This is a genomic window from Amycolatopsis vastitatis, assembly GCF_002234595.1.
Lineage (GTDB): Bacteria > Actinomycetota > Actinomycetes > Mycobacteriales > Pseudonocardiaceae > Amycolatopsis > Amycolatopsis vastitatis.
The window spans coordinates 114,271-133,078 of the sequence record NZ_NMUL01000016.1 but is presented as its reverse complement, the minus strand read 5'-3'; the positions used below and the strand labels follow the sequence as shown (position 1 = coordinate 133,078).

At 71.0% G+C, this 18,808-nt stretch carries 17 protein-coding genes; 11 read left to right on the top strand and 6 right to left on the bottom strand.

What is annotated here, in order from left to right; genetic code table 11:
- Positions 1–129: 129 nt before the first annotated feature.
- Together CF165_RS18710 and CF165_RS18705 are read right to left on the bottom strand one after the other, a co-directional pair.
- Entirely contained in the window at positions 130–582 is a 453-nt protein-coding gene (locus tag CF165_RS18710) for a flavodoxin family protein (RefSeq protein WP_093948822.1), read from the bottom strand.
- Positions 582–2,213: a phospho-sugar mutase gene (locus CF165_RS18705; RefSeq protein ID WP_093948821.1), complete on the bottom strand. Its 1,632-nt coding sequence runs from the start codon at positions 2,211–2,213 to the stop codon at positions 582–584. Before CF165_RS18705 ends, CF165_RS18710 begins: the two co-directional genes overlap by 1 nt.
- A 30-nt stretch (positions 2,214–2,243) precedes the next feature.
- Between CF165_RS18705 and CF165_RS18700 the strand changes: the two genes are divergently transcribed.
- Positions 2,244–3,395 carry a glycosyltransferase gene (locus tag CF165_RS18700; protein WP_093948820.1) on the top strand — a complete coding sequence of 384 codons (1,152 nt, stop codon included), beginning with the start codon at positions 2,244–2,246 and terminating at the stop codon, positions 3,393–3,395.
- A 137-nt stretch (positions 3,396–3,532) separates the two neighbouring features.
- Here the strand turns inward: CF165_RS18700 and CF165_RS18695 are convergent, their stop codons facing one another.
- From CF165_RS18695 to CF165_RS18685, 3 genes are all read right to left on the bottom strand, one after another.
- Positions 3,533–4,312 (bottom strand): purine-nucleoside phosphorylase, encoded by a 780-nt coding sequence (locus CF165_RS18695; RefSeq protein WP_093948819.1) that lies wholly within the window; start codon positions 4,310–4,312, stop codon positions 3,533–3,535.
- Entirely contained in the window at positions 4,309–4,728 is a 420-nt protein-coding gene (locus CF165_RS18690) for an ABA4-like family protein (RefSeq protein ID WP_093948818.1), read from the bottom strand. The genes CF165_RS18695 and CF165_RS18690 overlap by 4 nt, the downstream gene beginning before the upstream one ends.
- A gap of 115 nt (positions 4,729–4,843) precedes the next feature.
- The gene (locus CF165_RS18685) at positions 4,844–6,601 is read right to left on the bottom strand and encodes a serine/threonine-protein kinase (protein ID WP_276209730.1); all 1,758 of its coding nucleotides are present in this window, start codon (positions 6,599–6,601) and stop codon (positions 4,844–4,846) included.
- A 113-nt stretch (positions 6,602–6,714) separates the two neighbouring features.
- On the opposite strand from CF165_RS18685, the gene CF165_RS18680 reads away from it, so the two are divergent.
- The 6 genes from CF165_RS18680 to CF165_RS18655 all read left to right on the top strand — a co-directional run bounded on the left by CF165_RS18680 (position 6,715) and on the right by CF165_RS18655 (position 14,627).
- Positions 6,715–8,550 carry a methylmalonyl-CoA mutase family protein gene (locus CF165_RS18680; protein WP_205660906.1) on the top strand — a complete coding sequence of 612 codons (1,836 nt, stop codon included), beginning with the start codon at positions 6,715–6,717 and terminating at the stop codon, positions 8,548–8,550.
- Positions 8,547–10,724, top strand: a complete 2,178-nt coding sequence (gene scpA, locus CF165_RS18675) for a methylmalonyl-CoA mutase (protein WP_093948816.1) — start codon at positions 8,547–8,549, stop codon at positions 10,722–10,724. The genes CF165_RS18680 and scpA overlap by 4 nt, the downstream gene beginning before the upstream one ends.
- A gap of 3 nt (positions 10,725–10,727) precedes the next feature.
- Complete coding sequence (gene meaB / locus CF165_RS18670; RefSeq protein ID WP_093948815.1) at positions 10,728–11,711, top strand: methylmalonyl Co-A mutase-associated GTPase MeaB; 984 nt, start codon at positions 10,728–10,730, stop codon at positions 11,709–11,711.
- A gap of 49 nt (positions 11,712–11,760) precedes the next feature.
- Positions 11,761–12,069 (top strand): hypothetical protein, encoded by a 309-nt coding sequence (locus CF165_RS18665; RefSeq protein WP_093948814.1) that lies wholly within the window; start codon positions 11,761–11,763, stop codon positions 12,067–12,069.
- Positions 12,070–12,264: 195 nt separating this feature from the next.
- A complete protein-coding gene (locus CF165_RS18660; RefSeq protein WP_093948813.1) occupies positions 12,265–13,566 on the top strand; it encodes an amidohydrolase in 1,302 nt (433 codons plus the stop codon).
- 287 nt (positions 13,567–13,853) lie between these two features.
- Positions 13,854–14,627, top strand: a complete 774-nt coding sequence (locus CF165_RS18655) for a DUF559 domain-containing protein (RefSeq protein WP_093948812.1) — start codon at positions 13,854–13,856, stop codon at positions 14,625–14,627.
- 59 nt (positions 14,628–14,686) lie between these two features.
- Here CF165_RS18655 and CF165_RS18650 read toward each other — a convergent pair whose 3' ends face one another.
- On the bottom strand, positions 14,687–15,139 hold the full coding sequence (locus tag CF165_RS18650; protein ID WP_205660905.1) for a gamma-glutamylcyclotransferase family protein: 453 nt from the start codon (positions 15,137–15,139) through the stop codon (positions 14,687–14,689).
- 128 nt (positions 15,140–15,267) lie between these two features.
- On the opposite strand from CF165_RS18650, the gene CF165_RS18645 reads away from it, so the two are divergent.
- From CF165_RS18645 to CF165_RS18630, 4 genes are all read left to right on the top strand, one after another.
- Positions 15,268–16,668, top strand: a complete 1,401-nt coding sequence (locus tag CF165_RS18645) for an NAD(P)H-quinone dehydrogenase (RefSeq protein WP_020643435.1) — start codon at positions 15,268–15,270, stop codon at positions 16,666–16,668.
- A gap of 73 nt (positions 16,669–16,741) precedes the next feature.
- Positions 16,742–17,215 carry a hypothetical protein gene (locus CF165_RS18640; protein ID WP_093948810.1) on the top strand — a complete coding sequence of 158 codons (474 nt, stop codon included), beginning with the start codon at positions 16,742–16,744 and terminating at the stop codon, positions 17,213–17,215.
- 194 nt (positions 17,216–17,409) lie between these two features.
- Positions 17,410–17,967, top strand: a complete 558-nt coding sequence (locus tag CF165_RS18635; RefSeq protein ID WP_093948809.1) for a hypothetical protein — start codon at positions 17,410–17,412, stop codon at positions 17,965–17,967.
- Between the two features lie 89 nt (positions 17,968–18,056).
- Positions 18,057–18,704 (top strand): class F sortase, encoded by a 648-nt coding sequence (locus CF165_RS18630; protein ID WP_093948808.1) that lies wholly within the window; start codon positions 18,057–18,059, stop codon positions 18,702–18,704.
- Positions 18,705–18,808: the final 104 nt, after the last annotated feature.

The following is an 18,808-nucleotide window of genomic DNA, read 5'->3' as shown; positions in this document are numbered from 1 at the left end:
GGCTCGTCATGATCGGCCGTCTGTAGTACGCTTCATGAGCCAAGGTCGATCGCCCTCGAGGCGAACCCTTGGTCCAGGCCTGTTGCCGGAGGTCGACCCCCAGGGCTTCCGGTGACAGGCCCCTTTCTTTTAGTTCATCAGCGTGGCCGCCAGGGTGCCACCCAATTCCGTGCACGCTTCCAGTGTCCTTTTGCCCGGGTCGCCGGTGGTTATGACGGGTTCGGCGGCTTTGACCCACGAAAGCCCCGTCGTGATGGCCAGCAACTGCCGTTCCGTGCCCGAAGTGTCGCTGTTGCCGTGGATCCAGTACCCGAACGGGCGACCACGCGTCGCGTCCAGGCACGGGTAGTAGATCGTGTCGAAGAAGTGCTTCAGGGCACCGCTCATGCTGCCCAGGTTCGCCGGCGTGCCCAGCAGGTAGCCGTCCGCTTCCAGGACGTCGGGGACCGTGGCCGCCAGTGCCGCGCGGCGGACCACTTCCACCCCCTCGATGTCCGGGTGCGTCGCGCCCGCCAGCACCGCCTCGAACAGCGCCTGCGTCGACGGCGACGGCGTGTGGTGCACGATCAGCAGCCGCGGCATCAGGCGAGCAGCTCCTCGACATCCGCCCGCAACGCCGTCAGCCGTTCGTGTGCCGCGCCGCGCGCGTCCGCCAGTGAGCCGGTCACCGGGGCGACCACCTGGAGGTACGCCTTCAGCTTCGGCTCGGTCCCCGACGGCCGCACGACCACGCGCACCCCGTCACCGGTCAGGCGCACCACGTCGGCGTCCGGCAGCAGGTCCTCGATGACCACCTCGACGCCGCCGAGCCGCGACGGCGGCGTCTTCCGCACCTTCGCCATCAGCTGCCCGCGGACGGCCAGATCCGTGACCCGCAGCGAAACCTGGTCGGTCAGGTGGACGCCGTGGCGCTGCGCCAGTTCGTCGAGCACGTCCAGCGGCGTGCGGCCCCGTGCCTTGAGCTGCGCCGCGAGCCCCGCGGCCAGCGTCGCGGCGGCGATCCCGTCCTTGTCGCGCACGAAGCCCGGGTTCACGCACAGCCCGAGCGCCTCTTCGTAGGCGAACACCAGGCCTTCACCGGCCCGCACCAGCCACTTGAAGCCGGTCAGCGTCTCGGCGTAGCGGGCGCCTTCTGCCTTCGCGATTTCGCCGAGCATCGACGACGACACGATCGTGGTGGCCACCAGCGGGTCCGGCAGCACCGTGCGGTCCACTGTGGACAAGACGTACGAGCCGAGCAGCACGCCGGTCTCGTCGCCGCGCAGCATCCGCCACGCGCCGTCGGGCTCCCGCACGCCGAGCGCGCACCGGTCGGCGTCCGGGTCGAGAGCGATCGCCAGGTCGGCGTCCACATCGGACGCCAGCGCCAGCAGCAGGTCCGTCGCGCCCGGCTCCTCCGGGTTCGGGAACGACACCGTCGGGAAGTCCGGGTCCGGCGCGGCCTGGGCGTCCACCAGGTGCAGGTCGGTGAACCCGGCCCGCTCGAACGCGGCGCGCAGCGTGTCGGCCCCGACGCCGTGCAACGCCGTCGCGGCCACCCGCACCGCCCGCTCGTGACCCAACGGCAGCGTCGCGACCTCGTCGAGGTAGCGGTCCACCAGGTCGGTGACTTCGGCGCCGGGTGCCCGCGGCACGCTCACCGCGGCGGGCGCGGCCTCGATGGCGCGTTCGATCTCGCCGTCCGACGGCGGCACGATCTGCCCGCCGGTGGCGTCGTAGAGCTTGTACCCGTTGTCCGCCGGGGGATTGTGCGACGCGGTGATCTGGATCCCGGCCACCGCGCCGAGCCGTCCGACGGCGAACGCGAGCACGGGCGTGGGCAGCGGCCGGGCGAACACCTTGACTTCGAAGCCGGCCGCGGTGAGCACCTCGGCGGCCGCGGTCGCGAAGGCTTCCGAGCCGTGCCGCGCGTCACGGCCGACGACGACCAGCGCGCCGGCGTGCCCGTGCGCCTTCAGCCACTCCGCCACCCCGGCCGTCGTCCGGGTGACGACGGCGACGTTCATCCCGTTCGGCCCGGCGCGCACCGGGCCGCGCAGGCCGGCGGTGCCGAACTCCAGCGGGCCCGCCATCCGGTCGGCCAGTTCTTCGGCAGCGCCGGGTTCGGCTTCGGCCCGGGCCAGCACGGCCTCCAATTCGGCACGGGTGCCGGCGTCCGGGTCGTCGGCGATCCAGCGGAAAGCGGCGTCACGCAGGGTGGAATCTGATGTCACCGCGTCAGCCTACGGGCTAAGGTCGGGTGAGTGCGCTTACTCTTCACCTCACTGGGGTCCTTCGGTCACACGTTCCCGCTCGTCCCGCTGGCGGTCGCCGCGCGCGACGCGGGCCACGACGTCGTCTTCGCCACCTCGGAAGATTTCCTGCCACAGCTGACCAAAGCCGGGCTCGAGACGGCGGCGGCCGGGCTCGCGATCAAGGACGCGTTCGGGCAGGCGTTCGGCGAGTCCGGCCCGCGGCGCCCACCCGGCGAAATCCCGCCGGAGGTGCTGTTCCCGATCGTCGGGAAGGTGTTCGGCGAGGTGATGCCGAAGCGGTTCGTCGCCGACCTGCTGCCGTTGTTCGAGCACGTCCGGCCCGACCTGGTCGTGAGCGAGAGCGCCAACTCCGGCGGTGCCTTCGCCGCGCTGAAGGCCGGCCTTCCGGTGGTGGCGCACGGTTTCGGCCGGGTGTCGAGCGACGACCCGATGGCCTTGCGGATCCGCGACGCGATCCGCGCACACGGCGCCGAACTGGGCGTCGAGGTCGGGACGGACCTGTCGTTCGGCGGCCCGTTCATCGACATCTGCCCGGAGTCGGTGCAGGAACCGGGGTTCGTGGCGCGGACCCGCCGGGTGCCGCTGCGCCCGGTCGGCTGGAGCGAGCCGGGCGAGCTGCCGCCGGGGGTGCTGGACCGTTCGCGGCCACTCGTCTACCTGACGCTCGGCACGGCGATGGGGCACGCGGGCGTGCTCACCGCGGCGATCGCCGGTCTGTCCGGTTTGGACGTCGACGTCCTGGTCGCCACCGGGCCGTCCCTGCCCGACGACGTTCTGGGCGAGGTGCCGTCCAACGTGCGGATCGAGACGTGGGTCCCGCAGGCGGCGCTGCTCCCGCACGTGGACCTGGTGGTCCACCACGGCGGCAGCGGCACGACGCTCGGCGCGTTCGGCGCGGCCCTGCCGCAGCTGCTCCTGCCGCAGGGCGCGGACCAGTTCAGCAACGCGGAGGCGGTCCTCGCGGCCGGCGTGGGCGACCGCCTGCTCGGCGCCGACGTCACCGCTGACGCCGTCGCCACGAAGGCCCGTCACCTGCTCACGGACACCTCGGTCCGCGACGCGGCCCGGCAGCTCGCGGCCGAAGTCGCGGCGATGCCGTCCCCGGCCGAGGTGGCGGCCCAGCTCCCGGCCTTCGTCTGACGTCGTGTCGTCGCTCTAATCACGCGTGTCGACCTCCTGATCACGCGTGTCGACGTTTCCGCACACCGCCCTGGGGCGCGAAGGTCGACACGCGTGATTGAAGGGTCGACACGCGTGATTGAGGAGTCGACACGATGTCAGGCGCGGGTGACCAGCTCGCGCAGCAGGGAGCCCATCCTCGTGGCGGCCGCGCGACCGGCCTCCAGGACCTCTTCGTGGTTCAGCGGTTCGCCCGTCATGCCCGCGGCGAGGTTCGTCACCAGAGACAGGCCGAAGACCTCGACGCCGGCCGCGCGGGCCGCGATCGCTTCCAGCACCGTCGACATGCCGACCAGGTCCGCGCCCAGCGTGCGCAGCATCCGGATCTCCGCCGGCGTCTCGAAGTGCGGTCCGACCAGACCCGCGTAGACGCCCTCTTCGAGCGACGGATCGATCTCGCGGGCGATGTTCCGCAGCCGCGGCGAGTACAGGTCCGTCAGGTCGACGAAGTTCGCCCCGACGATCGGCGAGCGCGCCGTCAGGTTCAGGTGGTCGGAGATCAGCACCGGCTGGCCCACGTGGAAGCCCTCGCGCAGGCCGCCCGCGGCGTTCGTCAGCAGCACCGACCGGACGCCGGCCGCCGCGGCGGTGCGCACGTTGTGCACCACCCGGTCGACGCCCTTGCCCTCGTAGAAGTGCGTCCGTCCCAGCATGACGAGGACGTTCTTGCCGTCGACTTTCAGCGAGCGGATGGTGCCGCCGTGGCCCACCGCGCCGGGCGTGGTGAAGCCGGGCAGCTCGGCGAACGGGATCTCCGTCTCGCACTCCCCGATGACGTCCGCCGCCGGGCGCCAGCCCGAGCCCAGGACCACCGCGATGTCGTGCGCCTCGACGCCGGTGCGGTGGGCGATGGCGGCCGCGGCCTCGTGTTCACTCATGCGAGGGAGCGTATCCGGACGCTCCTGGCCACCAGGAACGCCACCAGCCCGAACGGCGACAGGAAGATCGTCAGCAGGAGGATCGGGCTGACGATCCAGGGCGAGATGTCCCGCGAGCGCCCCTCGAAGTACATCCACCGCGCGATGAACAGGTCGAACGCGATCAGGTGCGCCCAGACGAGCCCGGCACCCCACGGCGTGGCCAGCAGCGTCTGCAGCACGCCGAGGTCGGGCCGGACCATCGCCCGCCCCCACTCGCCGAAGTGCGGCAAGACGAGCGCGAAGTAGCAGACCAGCGGCAGCAGCGGCACCCACGGCGACGCCATGATCCGTGCCGTCCACCGCCACTTCGGCGCCAGGATCATCAGCGCCCAGAACGGCGCCGCCAGCGGGAAAGCCAGGTCGAAGAGCGTCATCGTGCCACCCTCCACGAACCCAGCCCGACGGCCGTCACCAGCAGGGCGAACGCGCCGAGCGTCACCTCGCCCAGGAGCAGGTGTCGCGCGAAGTGCTCGGCGGGCGGCCCCGCTGTTAGTCCGAGACGCTCAACGACGACGCGACGGGGGCGAAGACGTCCCGTTGGGCCGCGATCTCCTGCTCGACCGGCACGGTGACCGAGAGAATCCAGAGGCTGGTCCCCGCCCGGACGAGGTTCATGAACGTCACCCGCAGGATCCGGCGGTCGTCGTTGTTGCCCGGCAGCAGCCCGCCCTCCGGCGTGCGGAAGGTGAGCGTGGTGACCTTGCCGTCCGCCGAGGTCACCGGGTCGGAGAACTCGCCCTCGCCCGAGTAGCTCTGCTTCAGCCAGGTGATGTATTCGCTGCCGCCGGAGTTCTGGGTGAAGTAGTTGACCAGGCGCTCCACCCGCAGCGACCGGCGGCCGTCGGGCGAGACGTACTGCACCGCGACGCTCGCGCCGAACCTGTTGGTGTTGTGCGGCGCGACGAACTTCTGCCAGCCCTTCGGCACCCGCAGGCCGAACTGGCCGCCGTTGCCGGTGGCGTAGCTCGCGTCGCCGGACTGCTGCACCAGCTCCGGTGGCGGCACGCTGGTGGTCTCGTTCGCCGTGCTCCGCGGTTCGGCGGCCGGGGGCAGCAGCGACTGCCCGCCGACCGTCCTGGCCAGCGCGAACCCGCCGCCCGCGGCGAGCAGGAAGAGCAGGATCGCGGCCGCGAGGAGCACGACGGTGGCCGCCGTGCTCCGCCGGGCGGCCCGCGGGGGCGGGACGAACACCGTCGGCGGGTCCGTTGCCGGCGCTGGGGCGGGCGGGCGCAGGAACGGCAGCGGGCCCGGGTCGGTGGCGAGCTCGCTGCTCGACCCCTCGGCCTTCTTCTCCGGCTTGCGCCTGTCCTTCGCGGGCAGGACGGTCTTGATCACCTGCGTGTCGGTCGCGTCCGGCTGCGCGGACGTCTTCTTGCCGTCCGGGGTGCGGAACAGCTCGGACCCGAACAGGTCGAGCGGCGTCTTGGTCTGCAGCGGGTACAGCCGGTGCCGCACCTCGCGCAGCGTGATCCGCCGGCCGGGCTCCTTCTTCATCAGCGCGCCGATGACGTCGGCGAGCGGGCCGGCCTTCGGCTGGGGCACCTTGCCGTTGACGACCTTGCCGACGGTCTCCAGGGGATCGCCGTCGGCGTCGTACGGCGGCGCGCCCTCGACCGCGGCGAACAGCGTCGCGCCGAGGCCCCAGAGGTCCGCGGCCGGCGTGACGGCTCCGCCGGAAGCCACTTCCGGCGCGATGTAGGCGGGCGAGCCGAGCATGATCCCGGTGCGGGTCATGGTCGCCTCGGAGACGTTCCGGGCGATGCCGAAGTCGGTCAGCTTGATCCGGCCGTCGCTGGCCACCAGGACGTTGCCCGGCTTGACGTCGCGGTGGGTGATCCCGGCGGCGTGCGCGGCCTCCAGCGCGGACGCCACCGCGATGCCGACGGCGGCGGCCTGCTCGACGGTCAGCGGCCCGTGGTCGCGCAGGATGTGCGCCAGGCTGCGCGAAGGCAGCAGTTCCATGACCACGAACGGCTGGTCGTCCTCGCGGGCGACGTCGTGCAGGATGATCACGTTCGGGTGGGACAGCACGGCGATGGCGCGCGCCTCCCGCAGCGTCCGCTCCCGCAGTTCGTCCGCCTGCGACGCCGGGATGCCCGGCGGCACCTTCATCTCCTTGACGGCGACCTGCCGGTGCAGGAACTCGTCGTACGCCGACCAGACGGTGCCCATCGAGCCGGAGCCGAGCACCGAGCGCAGCCGGTAGCGACCGGCGACCAGTCGTGTCTCTTCGCTGGAGGGGGGCACGCGTCAATTGTGGCGTACGCGACCGACAGTCCCGACGCAGCGTGCGGCTACCGGCCGCGAGGGCGACCAGACTCACAGGTCGGACGCGACGAGTGCCTCTACCATCACTGGGTATGACTGAAGTGGCCGGTCCGGAATCAGCGCCGATCTCCGAACTCGACCTGGCGGCCGAGTTTCCCCAGGCGACTCGCGAGCAGTGGCAGGAGCTGGTCGCCGGGGTGCTGCGCAAGAGCGGCAAGCTGCCCGAGGACTTCACGGGCGCCCCGGAGAGCAAGCTCGTCACGCGGACCTACGACGGGATCGAGATCCAGCCGCTCTACACGGCGGAAGACGTGCCGTGGGACATCGGCTTCCCGGGCCTGCCGCCGTACGTGCGCGGTTCGCGCCCGGACGGCCAGGTCAGCACCGGCTGGGACGTCCGGGCCCGGTTCACCGGCGACGACGCGCGCGAGGTCAACAAGGCGATCCTCGCCGACCTCGAAGGCGGCGTGACGTCGATCTGGCTCTCCGTGCCGCCTGCGTCCCTGGCCGACGCGCTGAACGAGGTGTACGTCGACCTGGCGCCCGTGGTGCTGGACGCCGGTCCTGAGTACGAAGCCGCCGCTGAAGCCCTGTTCGAGGTGTTCGCCGAGCGCGAGATCCCGCCGAGCGAAGCCACCGCCGTGCTCGGCGCCGACCCGATCGGGCTCGCGGCACGCACCGGCTCGGCCGTCGACCTCGGACCGGCCGCCGCGCTCGCCGTGCGTGTCGCCGGGAAGTACCCGAAAGTGCGGACGATCGTCGCCGACGGCCTGCCGTACCACGAAGCAGGCGGCTCGGACGCGCAGGAACTGGGCGCGCTGGTCGCCGCCGGCGTCGCCGTCCTGCGGTCCCTGACCGACGCCGGGCTGGACGTCGAGGCCGCGGCCGGGCAGCTGGAGTTCCGGCTGGCCGCGACCGCCGACCAGTTCTCCACCATCGCCAAGCTGCGCGCGGCCCGCCGCCTGTGGGCGCGCGTCGCCGAGGTCTGCGGGTTCTCGTCGCCGATGCGCCAGCACGCCGTGACGTCGCCGGCGATGCTGACCCGGCGCGACCCCTGGGTGAACATGCTGCGCACGACGGTCGCCTGCTTCGGCGCGGGCGTCGGCGGGGCGGACGCGGTCACCGTGCTGCCGTTCGACGCCGCGATCGGCCGCCCTGACGCCTTCTCCGCGCGGATCGCCCGCAACACGCACGCCGTGCTGCTGGAGGAGTCCAAGCTGGCCGGCGTGGCCGACCCGGCGGGCGGCTCCTGGTACGTCGAGAAGCTCACCGACGACCTCGCGCACGCGGCCTGGGCCGAGTTCACCGCGATCGAGGCGGCGGGCGGCCTGGCCGCCGAGCTGGCGTCCGGCGCTCTCGCCGAGCGGCTGGCATCGACGTGGGAGAAGCGTTCGTCGCGGATCGCCAGCCGGCGCGACCCGCTCACCGGAGTCAGCGAGTTCCCGAACCTGACGGAGAAGCCGGTCGTCCGGACGCCGGTGGAGTCCACTGTGGAAGGTGGGCTGCCGCGGCACCGGTACGCAGAAGGCTTCGAAGCGCTCCGAGACGCATCGGACGCCCACCTCGCTTCGCACGGCTCGCGCCCCAAGATCTTCCTGGCCACATTGGGGCCGGTCGCCGCGCACACCACGCGCGCCGGCTTCGCCGCCAACCTCTTCCAGGCGGGCGGGATCGAAGCCGTCAACCCGGGCGCGACCGACGACCTGCCCGGCGCGTTCCGCGCGTCCGGCGCCCGGATCGCCTGCCTCTGCGGCACCGACGACGCCTACGCTTCGCAGGCCACGGACGTCGCCGCCTCGCTCGGAGCCGACTACGTGCTCCTGGCGGGCAAGGGCACCTACGACGGCGTCGACGAGAACGTCTTCACCGGCTGCGACGCCCTGGAAGTCCTCAACCGCCTGCACGCCAAGCTGGGAGTTGCGCGATGACGATCCCCGACTTCGCCCACCTCGACCTCGGCACGCCTTCGCCGGGCGACCGCGCCACCTGGGCGCGCGCGGTGGAGGACGCCACCGGCAAGGGCCCGGACGCCCTCGCCTGGGAGACGCCCGAGGGCATCGGCGTCAAGCCGGTGTACACCGCCGACGATCTGTCCGATGTGGACTTCCTGGCCACCTACCCCGGCATCGCGCCCTTCCTGCGCGGGCCGTACCCGACGATGTACGTCAACCAGCCCTGGACGGTTCGCCAGTACGCCGGGTTCTCCACCGCCGAGGAGTCCAACGCGTTCTACCGGCGCAACCTCGCCGCCGGGCAGAAAGGGCTTTCGGTCGCCTTCGACCTGGCCACCCACCGCGGCTACGACTCCGACCACCCGCGCGTCTCCGGCGACGTCGGCATGGCGGGCGTCGCGATCGACTCCATCTACGACATGCGGCAGCTCTTCGACGGCATCCCGCTGGACAAGATGAGCGTGTCCATGACCATGAACGGGGCGGTACTCCCGGTGCTGGCCCTCTACGTGGTCGCGGCCGAGGAGCAGGGCGTCAAACCCGAGCAGCTCGCGGGGACCATCCAGAACGACATCCTCAAGGAGTTCATGGTCCGCAACACCTACATCTACCCGCCGCAGCCGTCGATGCGGATCATCTCCGACATCTTCTCCTTCACTTCGCAGCACATGCCGAAGTACAACTCGATCTCCATCTCCGGCTACCACATGCAGGAAGCCGGGGCGACGGCCGACCTGGAGCTGGCCTACACGCTCGCCGACGGCGTCGAGTACCTCCGCGCCGGCGTCGACACCGGGCTGGGCGTCGACAAGTTCGCGCCACGGCTGTCGTTCTTCTGGGCGATCGGCATGAACTTCTTCATGGAGGTCGCGAAGCTGCGCGCGGCGCGTCTCCTGTGGGCGAAGCTCGTGAAGGGCTTCAACCCGCAGTCTTCGAAGTCGCTGTCGCTGCGGACGCACTCCCAGACGTCCGGCTGGTCGCTGACCGCGCAGGACGTCTACAACAACGTCGTGCGCACCTGCGTCGAGGCGATGGCCGCGACGCAGGGGCACACGCAGTCACTTCACACGAACGCGTTGGACGAGGCGCTCGCGCTGCCGACCGACTTCTCCGCGCGGATCGCCCGCAACACGCAGCTGCTGCTGCAGCAGGAGTCCGGCACCACGCGCGTCATCGACCCGTGGGGCGGCAGCGCCTTCGTGGAGAAGCTGACCTACGACCTCGCGCGCAAGGCGTGGGGCCACATCACCGAGGTCGAGCAGGCCGGCGGCATGGCCAAGGCGATCGACGCGGGCATCCCCAAGCTGCGCATCGAAGAGGCCGCCGCGCGCACCCAGGCCCGCATCGACTCCGGGCGCCAGCCCGTCATCGGCGTCAACAAGTACCAGGTCACGGACGACGTAGACGACGCTGTCATCGAGGTACTCAAGATCGACAACGCCGGCGTCCGCGCCCAGCAGCTGGAGAAGCTGCGGCGGCTGCGTTCCGAGCGTGACAGCCAGGCGACCGAGGACGCGCTGCGGCGGCTCGCAGAGGGCGCCCAGAACGACGGCAACCTGCTGGAACTGGCCATCGACGCGGCCCGCGCGAAGGCCACCGTCGGCGAGATCTCCGACGCGCTCGAGAAGATCTGGGGCCGCCACGCCGGCCAGATCCGGACCATCTCGGGGGTGTACCGCGAGGAGGTGGGGAAGACGCAGAACGTCGAGAAGGCCCGTCGGCTGGTCGAAGAGTTCGCCGCGGAGGAAGGCCGCCGTCCCCGCATCCTCGTCGCGAAGATGGGCCAGGACGGTCACGACCGCGGCCAGAAGGTGATCGCCACCGGCTTCGCCGACCTCGGCTTCGACGTCGACGTCGGCCCCCTGTTCTCCACCCCGGCCGAGGTCGCCCGGCAGGCGATCGAGGCGGACGTGCACGTCGTCGGCGTCTCGTCGCTGGCCGCCGGGCACCTCTCGCTGGTGCCCGCGCTGCGGCACGAGCTCGCCGAGCTGGGCCGTGACGACATCATGGTCGTCGTCGGCGGCGTCATCCCGCCGCAGGACTACCCGGCGCTGCGCGAGGCCGGGGCGGCGGCGATCTTCGGGCCCGGCACGGTGCTCGCGGACGCGGCCATCGACCTGCTCGGCCAGCTGTCCTCGCAGGAGTCCTGAGCGTTGCCGCGCAAGATCGACGTCACCGCCTACGCGAAGGGCGTCCTGGACGGTGACCGCGGGACGCTGTCCAAGGCGATCACGCTGGTCGAATCCCAGCGTGCGGACCATCGGGCGCTGGCACAGGAGCTGCTCGTCGAGCTGCTGCCGCGGTCCGGTGGCGCGCGACGGGTCGGCATCACCGGCGTTCCCGGTGTCGGCAAGTCGACATTCATCGACCAGCTGGGCACCGACCTGACCGCGGCCGGGCACCGCGTCGCCGTGCTGGCGGTGGACCCGTCCTCGACGCGCACGGGCGGGTCGATCCTCGGCGACAAGACCCGGATGGCCCGGCTGGCGGTCGACCCGCGCGCGTTCATCCGGCCGTCGCCGACGTCCGGGACGCTGGGCGGAGTCGCACGGGCGACGCGCGAGACGATCGTGCTGATGGAGGCCGCCGGCTACGACGTCGTGCTGGTCGAGACGGTCGGCGTCGGGCAGTCCGAGGTGACCGTGGCCAACATGGTCGACTGCTTCCTGTTCCTGACCCTGGCCCGCACCGGCGACCAGCTCCAGGGCATCAAGAAGGGCGTGCTGGAGCTGGCCGACGTCATCGCCGTCAACAAGGCGGACGGCGATCACGAGCGGGACGCGCGGCGGGCGGCGAGGGAGCTGGCCGGCGCGCTGCGGATGATCTACGGGCCCGAGGCGTCGTGGACGCCACCCGTGCTGACCTGCAGCGGCCTGCACAACCTGCGTCTCGACGAAGTCTGGGCCGCCATCGAGAAGCACCGCGACACGCTCACGGCGTCCGGTGAGCTCGAAGCGCGGCGGCGGCAGCAGCAGGTCGATTGGACGTGGGCGATGGTGCGCGAGCAGCTGCTCAGTCGCCTGGCGGTGCATCCGGACGTGCGAACGGTCGTTCCCGACGTCGAGCGGGCGGTGCGGGACGGTGAACTGACGGCTACCCTCGGTGCTCAGCGGATCCTCGACGCGTTCGGGGGCTGACACCGTCGGCGGTCCGCGGGAGAATGCCTGGTCGTGGCGAAAGGATGACATGGCGAAACTGCGGGGTCTGGTCCTGGTCGGAATGCTCGGCGCGGTGCTGTTCACCGCTTCGCCGGCGTTCGCGTTCGCCGAGCCGGTGCGTCCGGCGGCCGTCACGGTGACCGTGGCGCACGCTTCCCCGGCCCTGGTCCCGGTGCAGACCCAGCCGCCCGGCCCGGTCCTCGATCCGGCCCAGACCGACAAGGCGAACACGGAGAAGACCAAGAACAAGCTGATCGCGGGCTTCATCGCGGCCGTCCTGCTCGGCACGGTGATCTGGGGACGCAAGATCCGTTCGAAGAAGGCCAAGAAGTCCTGAGTTTCGGCTTTGCCGAACTGGCGCACACCGTTCAACGCAGATCCGGTACCGGCCATCTAGGACGCCTGTTTTCGAGACGCGGCTTGCCGCCTGCATGGTGCACGATCGTCTGCAAATGCGTACGACAGATCGATCGGCACGACGCGTGACCCCAGCCGCTGCGCGGGTTGCCCGTGTTGCGGGAGGAGGTGCGGCGTGACGGTGCTCGACTCACGACCGGACGTTCCAGGCGACCCCCAAGGGCGCATCATCAACCCCATGGAGGGGCCCGAGGCGCTCATTTCCGAAGCCGGCGTAAGCATGGCTCCCGTGGAAGATCTTGGCGCGGGCCGCGGCCCGTTCTGGCTCGACGACTGGCTGCGCGCCAACGCGACCGACGTACTCGCCTGGCGGCGGCACATCCACGCCCACCCGGAGCTGTCGCGGCACGAGTTCGCGACCACCGAGCTGGTCGTCACGCTGCTGCGCAGCGTCGGGCTCAAGCCGTGGGTGCTGCCCGGCGGCACCGGCGTCGTCTGCGACATCGGCAGCGGCGAGCGGTGCGTGGCGCTGCGCGCGGACATGGACGCGCTGCCGCTCACGGAGGCGACCGGCCTGCCCTACTCGTCGACCATCGAGGGCGCGGCGCACATGTGCGGCCACGACGCCCACACGGCGATCCTCCTCGGCGCGGCCCGCGCCCTGGCCGGCGCGCCGGAGCTGCCCGGCCGGGTCCGGCTGATCTTCCAGCCCGCCGAGGAGGTCATGCCCGGCGGCGCGCTGGACATGATCGCGGCGGGCGCGCTGGACGGCGTCGAGCGGATCTACGGCCTGCACGTGGACCCGCGTCTCGAAGTGGGTTCGGTCGGGATGCGCGTGGGCGCCTTGACGTCGGCCGCGGACCTGATCGAGCTGCGCCTGACCTCGCCGGGCGGCCACACGTCCCGGCCGCACCTGACGGCCGACCTGGTCCACGCTCTGGGCACGGTCATCACCGGTCTCCCCGCCTTGCTGTCCCGCCGCGTCGACCCGCGGTCCGGCACGGTGCTGGTGTGGGGCGCGGTCCACGCGGGCCAGGCGGCCAACGCCGTCCCCCAGGACGGCGTCCTGCGGGGCACCCTGCGCACGGCGGACCACGAGGTCTGGACGGCTTTGGAGCCGCTGGTGGCGTCATCGGTGGAGTCGCTGTTGGCCCCCACCGGCGTCGGCTTCCACTTGGACTACCGCCGAGGCGTCCCCCCGGTGGTCTCGGACCAGGACTCGACGGCCCTGATGCGCGCGGGCGTCGAAGCCGCCCTCGGCGAGGGCGCGGTGGCTCCCACGGAGCAGTCCTCCGGCGGCGAGGACTTCGGCTGGTACCTGGAGCACGTCCAGGGAGCCTTCGCCCGCCTGGGCGTCTGGCCCGGCCACCCGGCCCCCCAATCGGACATCCACCGCCCGACATTCGTCCTCGACGAGCGAGCGCTGTTGTGCGGAGTCCGAACCCTGGTCCACACGGCCCTAACCACCCTCGCCTGACCCGTGTCGTCCCCCCAATCACGCGTGTCGACCTTCTAGTCACGCGTGTCGACCCTTCCCGCACGAGGAGTTGTGCACAGGTTATCCACAGGTAGGTAGTTATCCACAGATCGAGGATGTGGCCCTTCCAATCGGGCGTTAAGGGGCCTCATCCTCGATCTTGTGACCGAGTGGGCAAGGCGACATGGAGTGCTCTCGCGCAGCGAGGCCGATCGAATCTTAGGGCGACGCAAAGTCCTCGAAGGGCTCGAACGCGGCTGCTTGCGCAGCCATGGCGGGGTGTTGTCGTGCACGCCACCGACTTGCTGAAGCTGCCGACGAGGGCTGCCGCCGCTCTGCTCGCCGTCGGGCCTCCTGTCGCGCTGGCTGGCGTTACTTCTCTTGCTTTGCATGGCATTTCGGCCGCAGACGACCGCGATATCCACGTGATGGTGCCCTACTCGCGACGCATCCGGTCGCGCACCGGTCTGGTTGTGCACCAGGGTGGATTCAGGGACGGGGATGTGATCGAGATCCATGGTCTCGCCACATTCTTGCTTGACCGCGCGTTGGCCGACTTCCTCTGCGACGGGGACAAGCGAGTGGCCTTCTCGGCCATCGACGAGGCCATGCGCGGACTGCCGCCTGACCACTGCGCGAAACTCCGGGAGAACGTGCGTGACCGGCTCACCGACCGCCGGGACCGGCGAGGTATCCACAGGGCGCTGATGCTTCTGGACCTCGCCACGGGCAGGGCGGAGTCACCGCCCGAAAGCGTGCTCCGGCTGATCGTCGTCGAAGCTGGCTTTCCTGTGCCCGAGTCGCAGTACGAGATCACCACCGTCGACGGCCGCAAGCTCTACGTGCTCGACATGGCCTGGCCGAGCAGGCAGATCGCCCTCGAGTATGACGGGTTCGCCGCTCACGAGGAGCGGCGCGAGCACGACCTCGAACGGGACAAGCGGATGGCAGGTCGCGGGTGGATCACCGTCCGGGCCGTCGCAGCCGACCTCCGGGATCCGAGCCGTCTCATGGCCGAATTGCGGAATGCCTTCGACCGGCGATCCGGCCGGGCTGCGTGATCAGAGGGTCGACACGCGTGATTGGAGGGTCGACACGCGTGATCAGGGGGACGACACGGTCAGCCGGTTATGCCGGTGCAGGGGCGGGTTCTCAGGTCGTCGACGTAGTCGGCGGGGGCGCCGGCGGCCTCGGCGGCGTCGGCCAGCACTCCCAGGTACCGCGCTGACGGCAGGCCGCCCTCGTAGGCGTCCAGGACGTACAGCCAGGCCAGGACCGAGCCGTCCATGGTCTGGACTCTCAGCCGGATCTTGTTGTGGATGCCCAGCTCGCCGCCTTCCCAGCGGTCCAGCCCGGTCTCGTCCAGCGGCGTCACGTCGTAGAGGACGACGAACACCCGCGATCCCGGGTCCTCGACGATCGTGGCCAGGGCACCTTCCCAGCCGAGGTCCTCGCCGCCGAAGGTCAGGCGCCACCCCTCCAGCCAGCCGGTGCCGGCCATCGGAGAGTGCGGCGCGCGCTCCAGCATCTGGGCGGGCTCCATGTTGGATCCGTAAGCGGCATACAACGGCACGCCGACAGCGTAGCGACACCTCCCTGACCCGAGTGGACGCACTCGCCGTGTTCGCCCACTTCAGTGTCCGGTCACCTTCGCCGCGTACGGTGAGACCACCGCACGCACGCACTTCGAGGAGGACTCAGGTGACCAGGATCGTGATCATGGGCGGGGGCCCGGCCGGCTACGAAGCCGCGCTGGTCGCAGCCCAGCACGGGGCCGACGTCACGATCGTCGAGCGGGACGGCCTGGGCGGCGCCTGCGTGCTCTACGACTGCGTCCCGTCGAAGACGTTCATCGCGAGTTCGGGCGCGCTGGCCAAGATGCACGACCTGGGCGAGCTCGGCATCAACACCGACATGGCCGACACGCGCGTCGACCTCCCGACCGTCCACGGCCGGGTGAAGGGGCTCGCGCTCGCGCAGTCCGCCGACATCCGGGCCCGCGTCCAGCGCGAAGGCGTCCGCGTCGTCATCGGCGAAGCCCGCTTCTGCGACGAAGAGCCCGGCCTCGCGACCCACAAGGTCGCCGTCACGACGAAGGACGGCACCGAGAAGCTGCCCGCCGACGTCGTCCTGATCGCCACCGGCGCCACCCCGCGCGTCCTGCCCGGCGCGGTGCCGGACGGCGAGCGCATCCTCGACTGGCGCCAGCTCTACGAGCTCGACGAGCTGCCCGAGCACCTCGCCGTGATCGGCTCGGGCGTCACCGGCGCCGAGTTCGCGTCCGCCTACACCGAGATGGGCGTCAAGGTCACCGTCGTCTCCAGCCGTGACCGCGTCCTCCCGCACGAGGACGCCGACGCCGCCGCGGTGCTCGAGGAGGTCTTCTCGCAGCGCGGCACGACCGTCGCGAAGCAGGCCCGCGCCGACCGCGTCGAGCGCACCGAAAAGGGCGTCGAGATCCACCTCGCCGACGGCCGCGTGATCGAAGCCAGCCACGCCCTGATGACCGTCGGGTCGGTCCCGAACACCAAGGACATCGGCCTCGACAAGGTCGGCATCTCGCCCGGCCCCGGCGGGTTCATCACCGTCGACCGCGTTTCGCGCACCTCCGTTCCCGGGATCTACGCCGCCGGCGACTGCACCGGCGTGCTGATGCTCGCCTCGGTGGCGAGCATGCAGGGCCGCATCGCGATGTGGCACGCGCTGGGCGAAGGCGTCGCGCCGATCAAGCTCAAGACCGTCGCCGCCAATGTGTTCACCCATCCGGAGATCGCCACCGTCGGCATCAGCCAGCAGGCGATCGACTCCGGCGAGGTGCCCGCGCGCACCATCATGCTGCCCCTGGCCACCAACGCGCGCGCGAAGATGGAGGGCCTCCGCCGAGGCTTCGTGAAGCTGTTCTGCCGCCCCGCCACCGGCGTGGTCGTCGGTGGAGTCGTCGTGGCGCCGCAGGCGAGCGAGCTCATCCTTCCCATCGCGCTCGCCGTCCAGAACCAGCTCACAGTGGACCACCTGGCACTGACATTTTCGGTGTACCCGTCGCTGTCGGGCTCGATCACCGAGGCCGGGCGCCAGCTGATGCGCCACGACGATCTCGACTGACGAAAGCACGCAACCCCGGCGCACCCGTCGCGTCTTGTCGGTTGTCAGGCTTGGGAACGTGAAGGGTGCGAGAGTGCGCAAGACGATGGTTTTCGTTGCGGCAGCGGTGATCGGGGCGACGGCGCTGGCGGGTCCGGCGATGGCGCAGAGCACCGGTACGACGCCGAGTGCGACTCCGTCGAGCACTCCGGGCGCTCCCGCCGGAATGGTTCAGCTCAACGTGAACACGGCGATCAACTCGACGCTCGTGGACAAGTACGTCCGCGACGCGCCGAACGTCGCGCTGGCCAAGTGCGAAGGCGCTTCGCCGAAGTTCACCTCGCCGGTGCTGACTTTCAGCAACTACACCCCGGGCCCGTTCATGGGCGCCGACGCGAACATCAGCGCCGACGTCGAGCTGAAGCCCGGAACGGCGGCCGGGACGTACCCGCTGACCGTGACCTGCGGCGGCCAGACCTACAGCACGCAGTTCACGGTGCCCGCGTCACAGGTCGCCAAGGTGCCCTCGGGCGCTGCGAAGGCCGGTGACGGCAGCATGGCCGGCTGATTCCCGAATTCGAAAGCCGCCTTGGAGCACTGCTCCGAGGCGGCTTTTTCGTGATTGCCTTCGCGACGCGTTCGTGACCTTAGGAGGCAACCAACCGCAGGTCAGGACGTCTTGATGAAGGTAGGCGAGCGGATGAGGCCGGTGCAGGGGGAACTGCGATCGGCGCCCGTTTCTCCCAATTCGGAGGGGAATCCATGAAGAAGACCGCTGTGACCGGCGTTGCCGCCGCTGCTTTTCTCGTCCTCGCGCCCGGCGCGGCGTTCGCGAGCACCACTCCGACCAGCACCCAGCCCGCGCCCTCGGTGCAGGCGGGTGTCCCGAAGGCCTTCGTCCGCGTGCTGCCGAAGGCCGCCCGTCCGGGTGCGTCGGTGAAGATCCACGTCGGCTGCGCCGCCGAGGGCACCCACGACCTGGCTTCGCCGGCCCTCACCATCGGCGAGCTGCGCCGCGTCGGCCCGCAGAACGACCCGGCGAAGGCGCCCGCCGCCGTCGCGTCCGCGGTCGTCAAGGAGGCGAAGCCGGGCGTCTACCCGGTGTCGTTCTCCTGCGGCGGCGCGCTGATCAGCACGAAGTTCACCGTGCTCGGTGCCGCGAAGCAGGTCGGCAAGGTGCCCGCGGGCGCGCCGCAGACGGGCAGCACCGACGGGCCGGCCGGACACTCCGGCACGCCGCTCGCGGCCGCGGCGGCCATGGGCGTGCTCGCCGTCGGCGGCAGCGGTCTCGTGCTGGCCCGGCGCGCCCGGCGGCGCTGACCGGGGCCCCTCCGCAGAGGTACCGTCGAGGCTCAACCGATGGAACCACCCGGACGTGTGAACTTGCGGGCATCAGTCAGGGGGAGGACATGGCCAGGAGGATCACGAGCAGACGGGGTGTGCTGATCACCCTGGCAGTCGCGTTGCTGGCAGCTCTCGCGGTGCTGGTCCTGACGTTCGGCGGCCGCCCGGGGCCGTCCACCGCGCAACCGCCGCCGGACCAGCCGGTCGCCGTGACACCGGAGTCCGGGGCCGGCGATCAGGACCTCCTCGCGGCGATGCCGAAGTCCGAGCCGGTCTCGATCGACATCCCGAAGATCGGTGCGCACTCGTCGCTGATCCCGCTGGGGCTGAACCCGGACAACACCATCCAGGTGCCGCCGGTGACCACGCCGTTGCAGGCGGGCTGGTACACCTACGCGCCGACGCCGGGCGAGATCGGGCCGGCGGTCGTCCTCGGGCACGTCGACGGCAACCACCAGAAGGGCATCTTCTTCCGGCTCAAGGAGCTCGCCGCGGGCGACCGCGTCTCGGTCGCCCGCAAGGACGGCACGACGGCGCAGTTCGAGGTGACGAAGGTGCACCAAGTGCCGAAGAAGGACTTCGAAAGCGAAGGCGTCTACAACGACACGGCCGACGCCGAGCTGCGGCTGATCACCTGCGGCGGCGTCTTCGACCGGGGTGCGCACAACTACGTCGACAACATCGTCGTCTACGCCCGGCTGGTCCGCGGCTGAGGCCGTTCACCGACCGTCTCCGACCGGCCCGCTTCCGTGGTGGGGAGGCCTTCGGCCCTGTTTTTGTCGGTGCCCGGTGCAACACTGTGTCGGCCGTCACCCCA

Excerpts from the sequence above, each read along its gene's own strand:
- CF165_RS18710 (WP_093948822.1), bottom strand. The coding sequence starts at position 582 with ATGCCGCGGCTGCTGATCGTGCACCACACGCCGTCGCCGTCGACGCAG.
- CF165_RS18695 (WP_093948819.1), bottom strand. The coding sequence starts at position 4,312 with ATGAGTGAACACGAGGCCGCGGCCGCCATCGCCCACCGCACCGGCGTC.
- CF165_RS18690 (WP_093948818.1), bottom strand. The coding sequence starts at position 4,728 with ATGACGCTCTTCGACCTGGCTTTCCCGCTGGCGGCGCCGTTCTGGGCG.
- CF165_RS18680 (WP_205660906.1), top strand. The coding sequence starts at position 6,715 with ATGACTGAAGTGGCCGGTCCGGAATCAGCGCCGATCTCCGAACTCGAC.
- scpA (WP_093948816.1), top strand. The coding sequence starts at position 8,547 with ATGACGATCCCCGACTTCGCCCACCTCGACCTCGGCACGCCTTCGCCG.
- CF165_RS18665 (WP_093948814.1), top strand. The coding sequence starts at position 11,761 with ATGGCGAAACTGCGGGGTCTGGTCCTGGTCGGAATGCTCGGCGCGGTG.
- CF165_RS18635 (WP_093948809.1), top strand. The coding sequence starts at position 17,410 with ATGAAGAAGACCGCTGTGACCGGCGTTGCCGCCGCTGCTTTTCTCGTC.
- CF165_RS18630 (WP_093948808.1), top strand. The coding sequence starts at position 18,057 with ATGGCCAGGAGGATCACGAGCAGACGGGGTGTGCTGATCACCCTGGCA.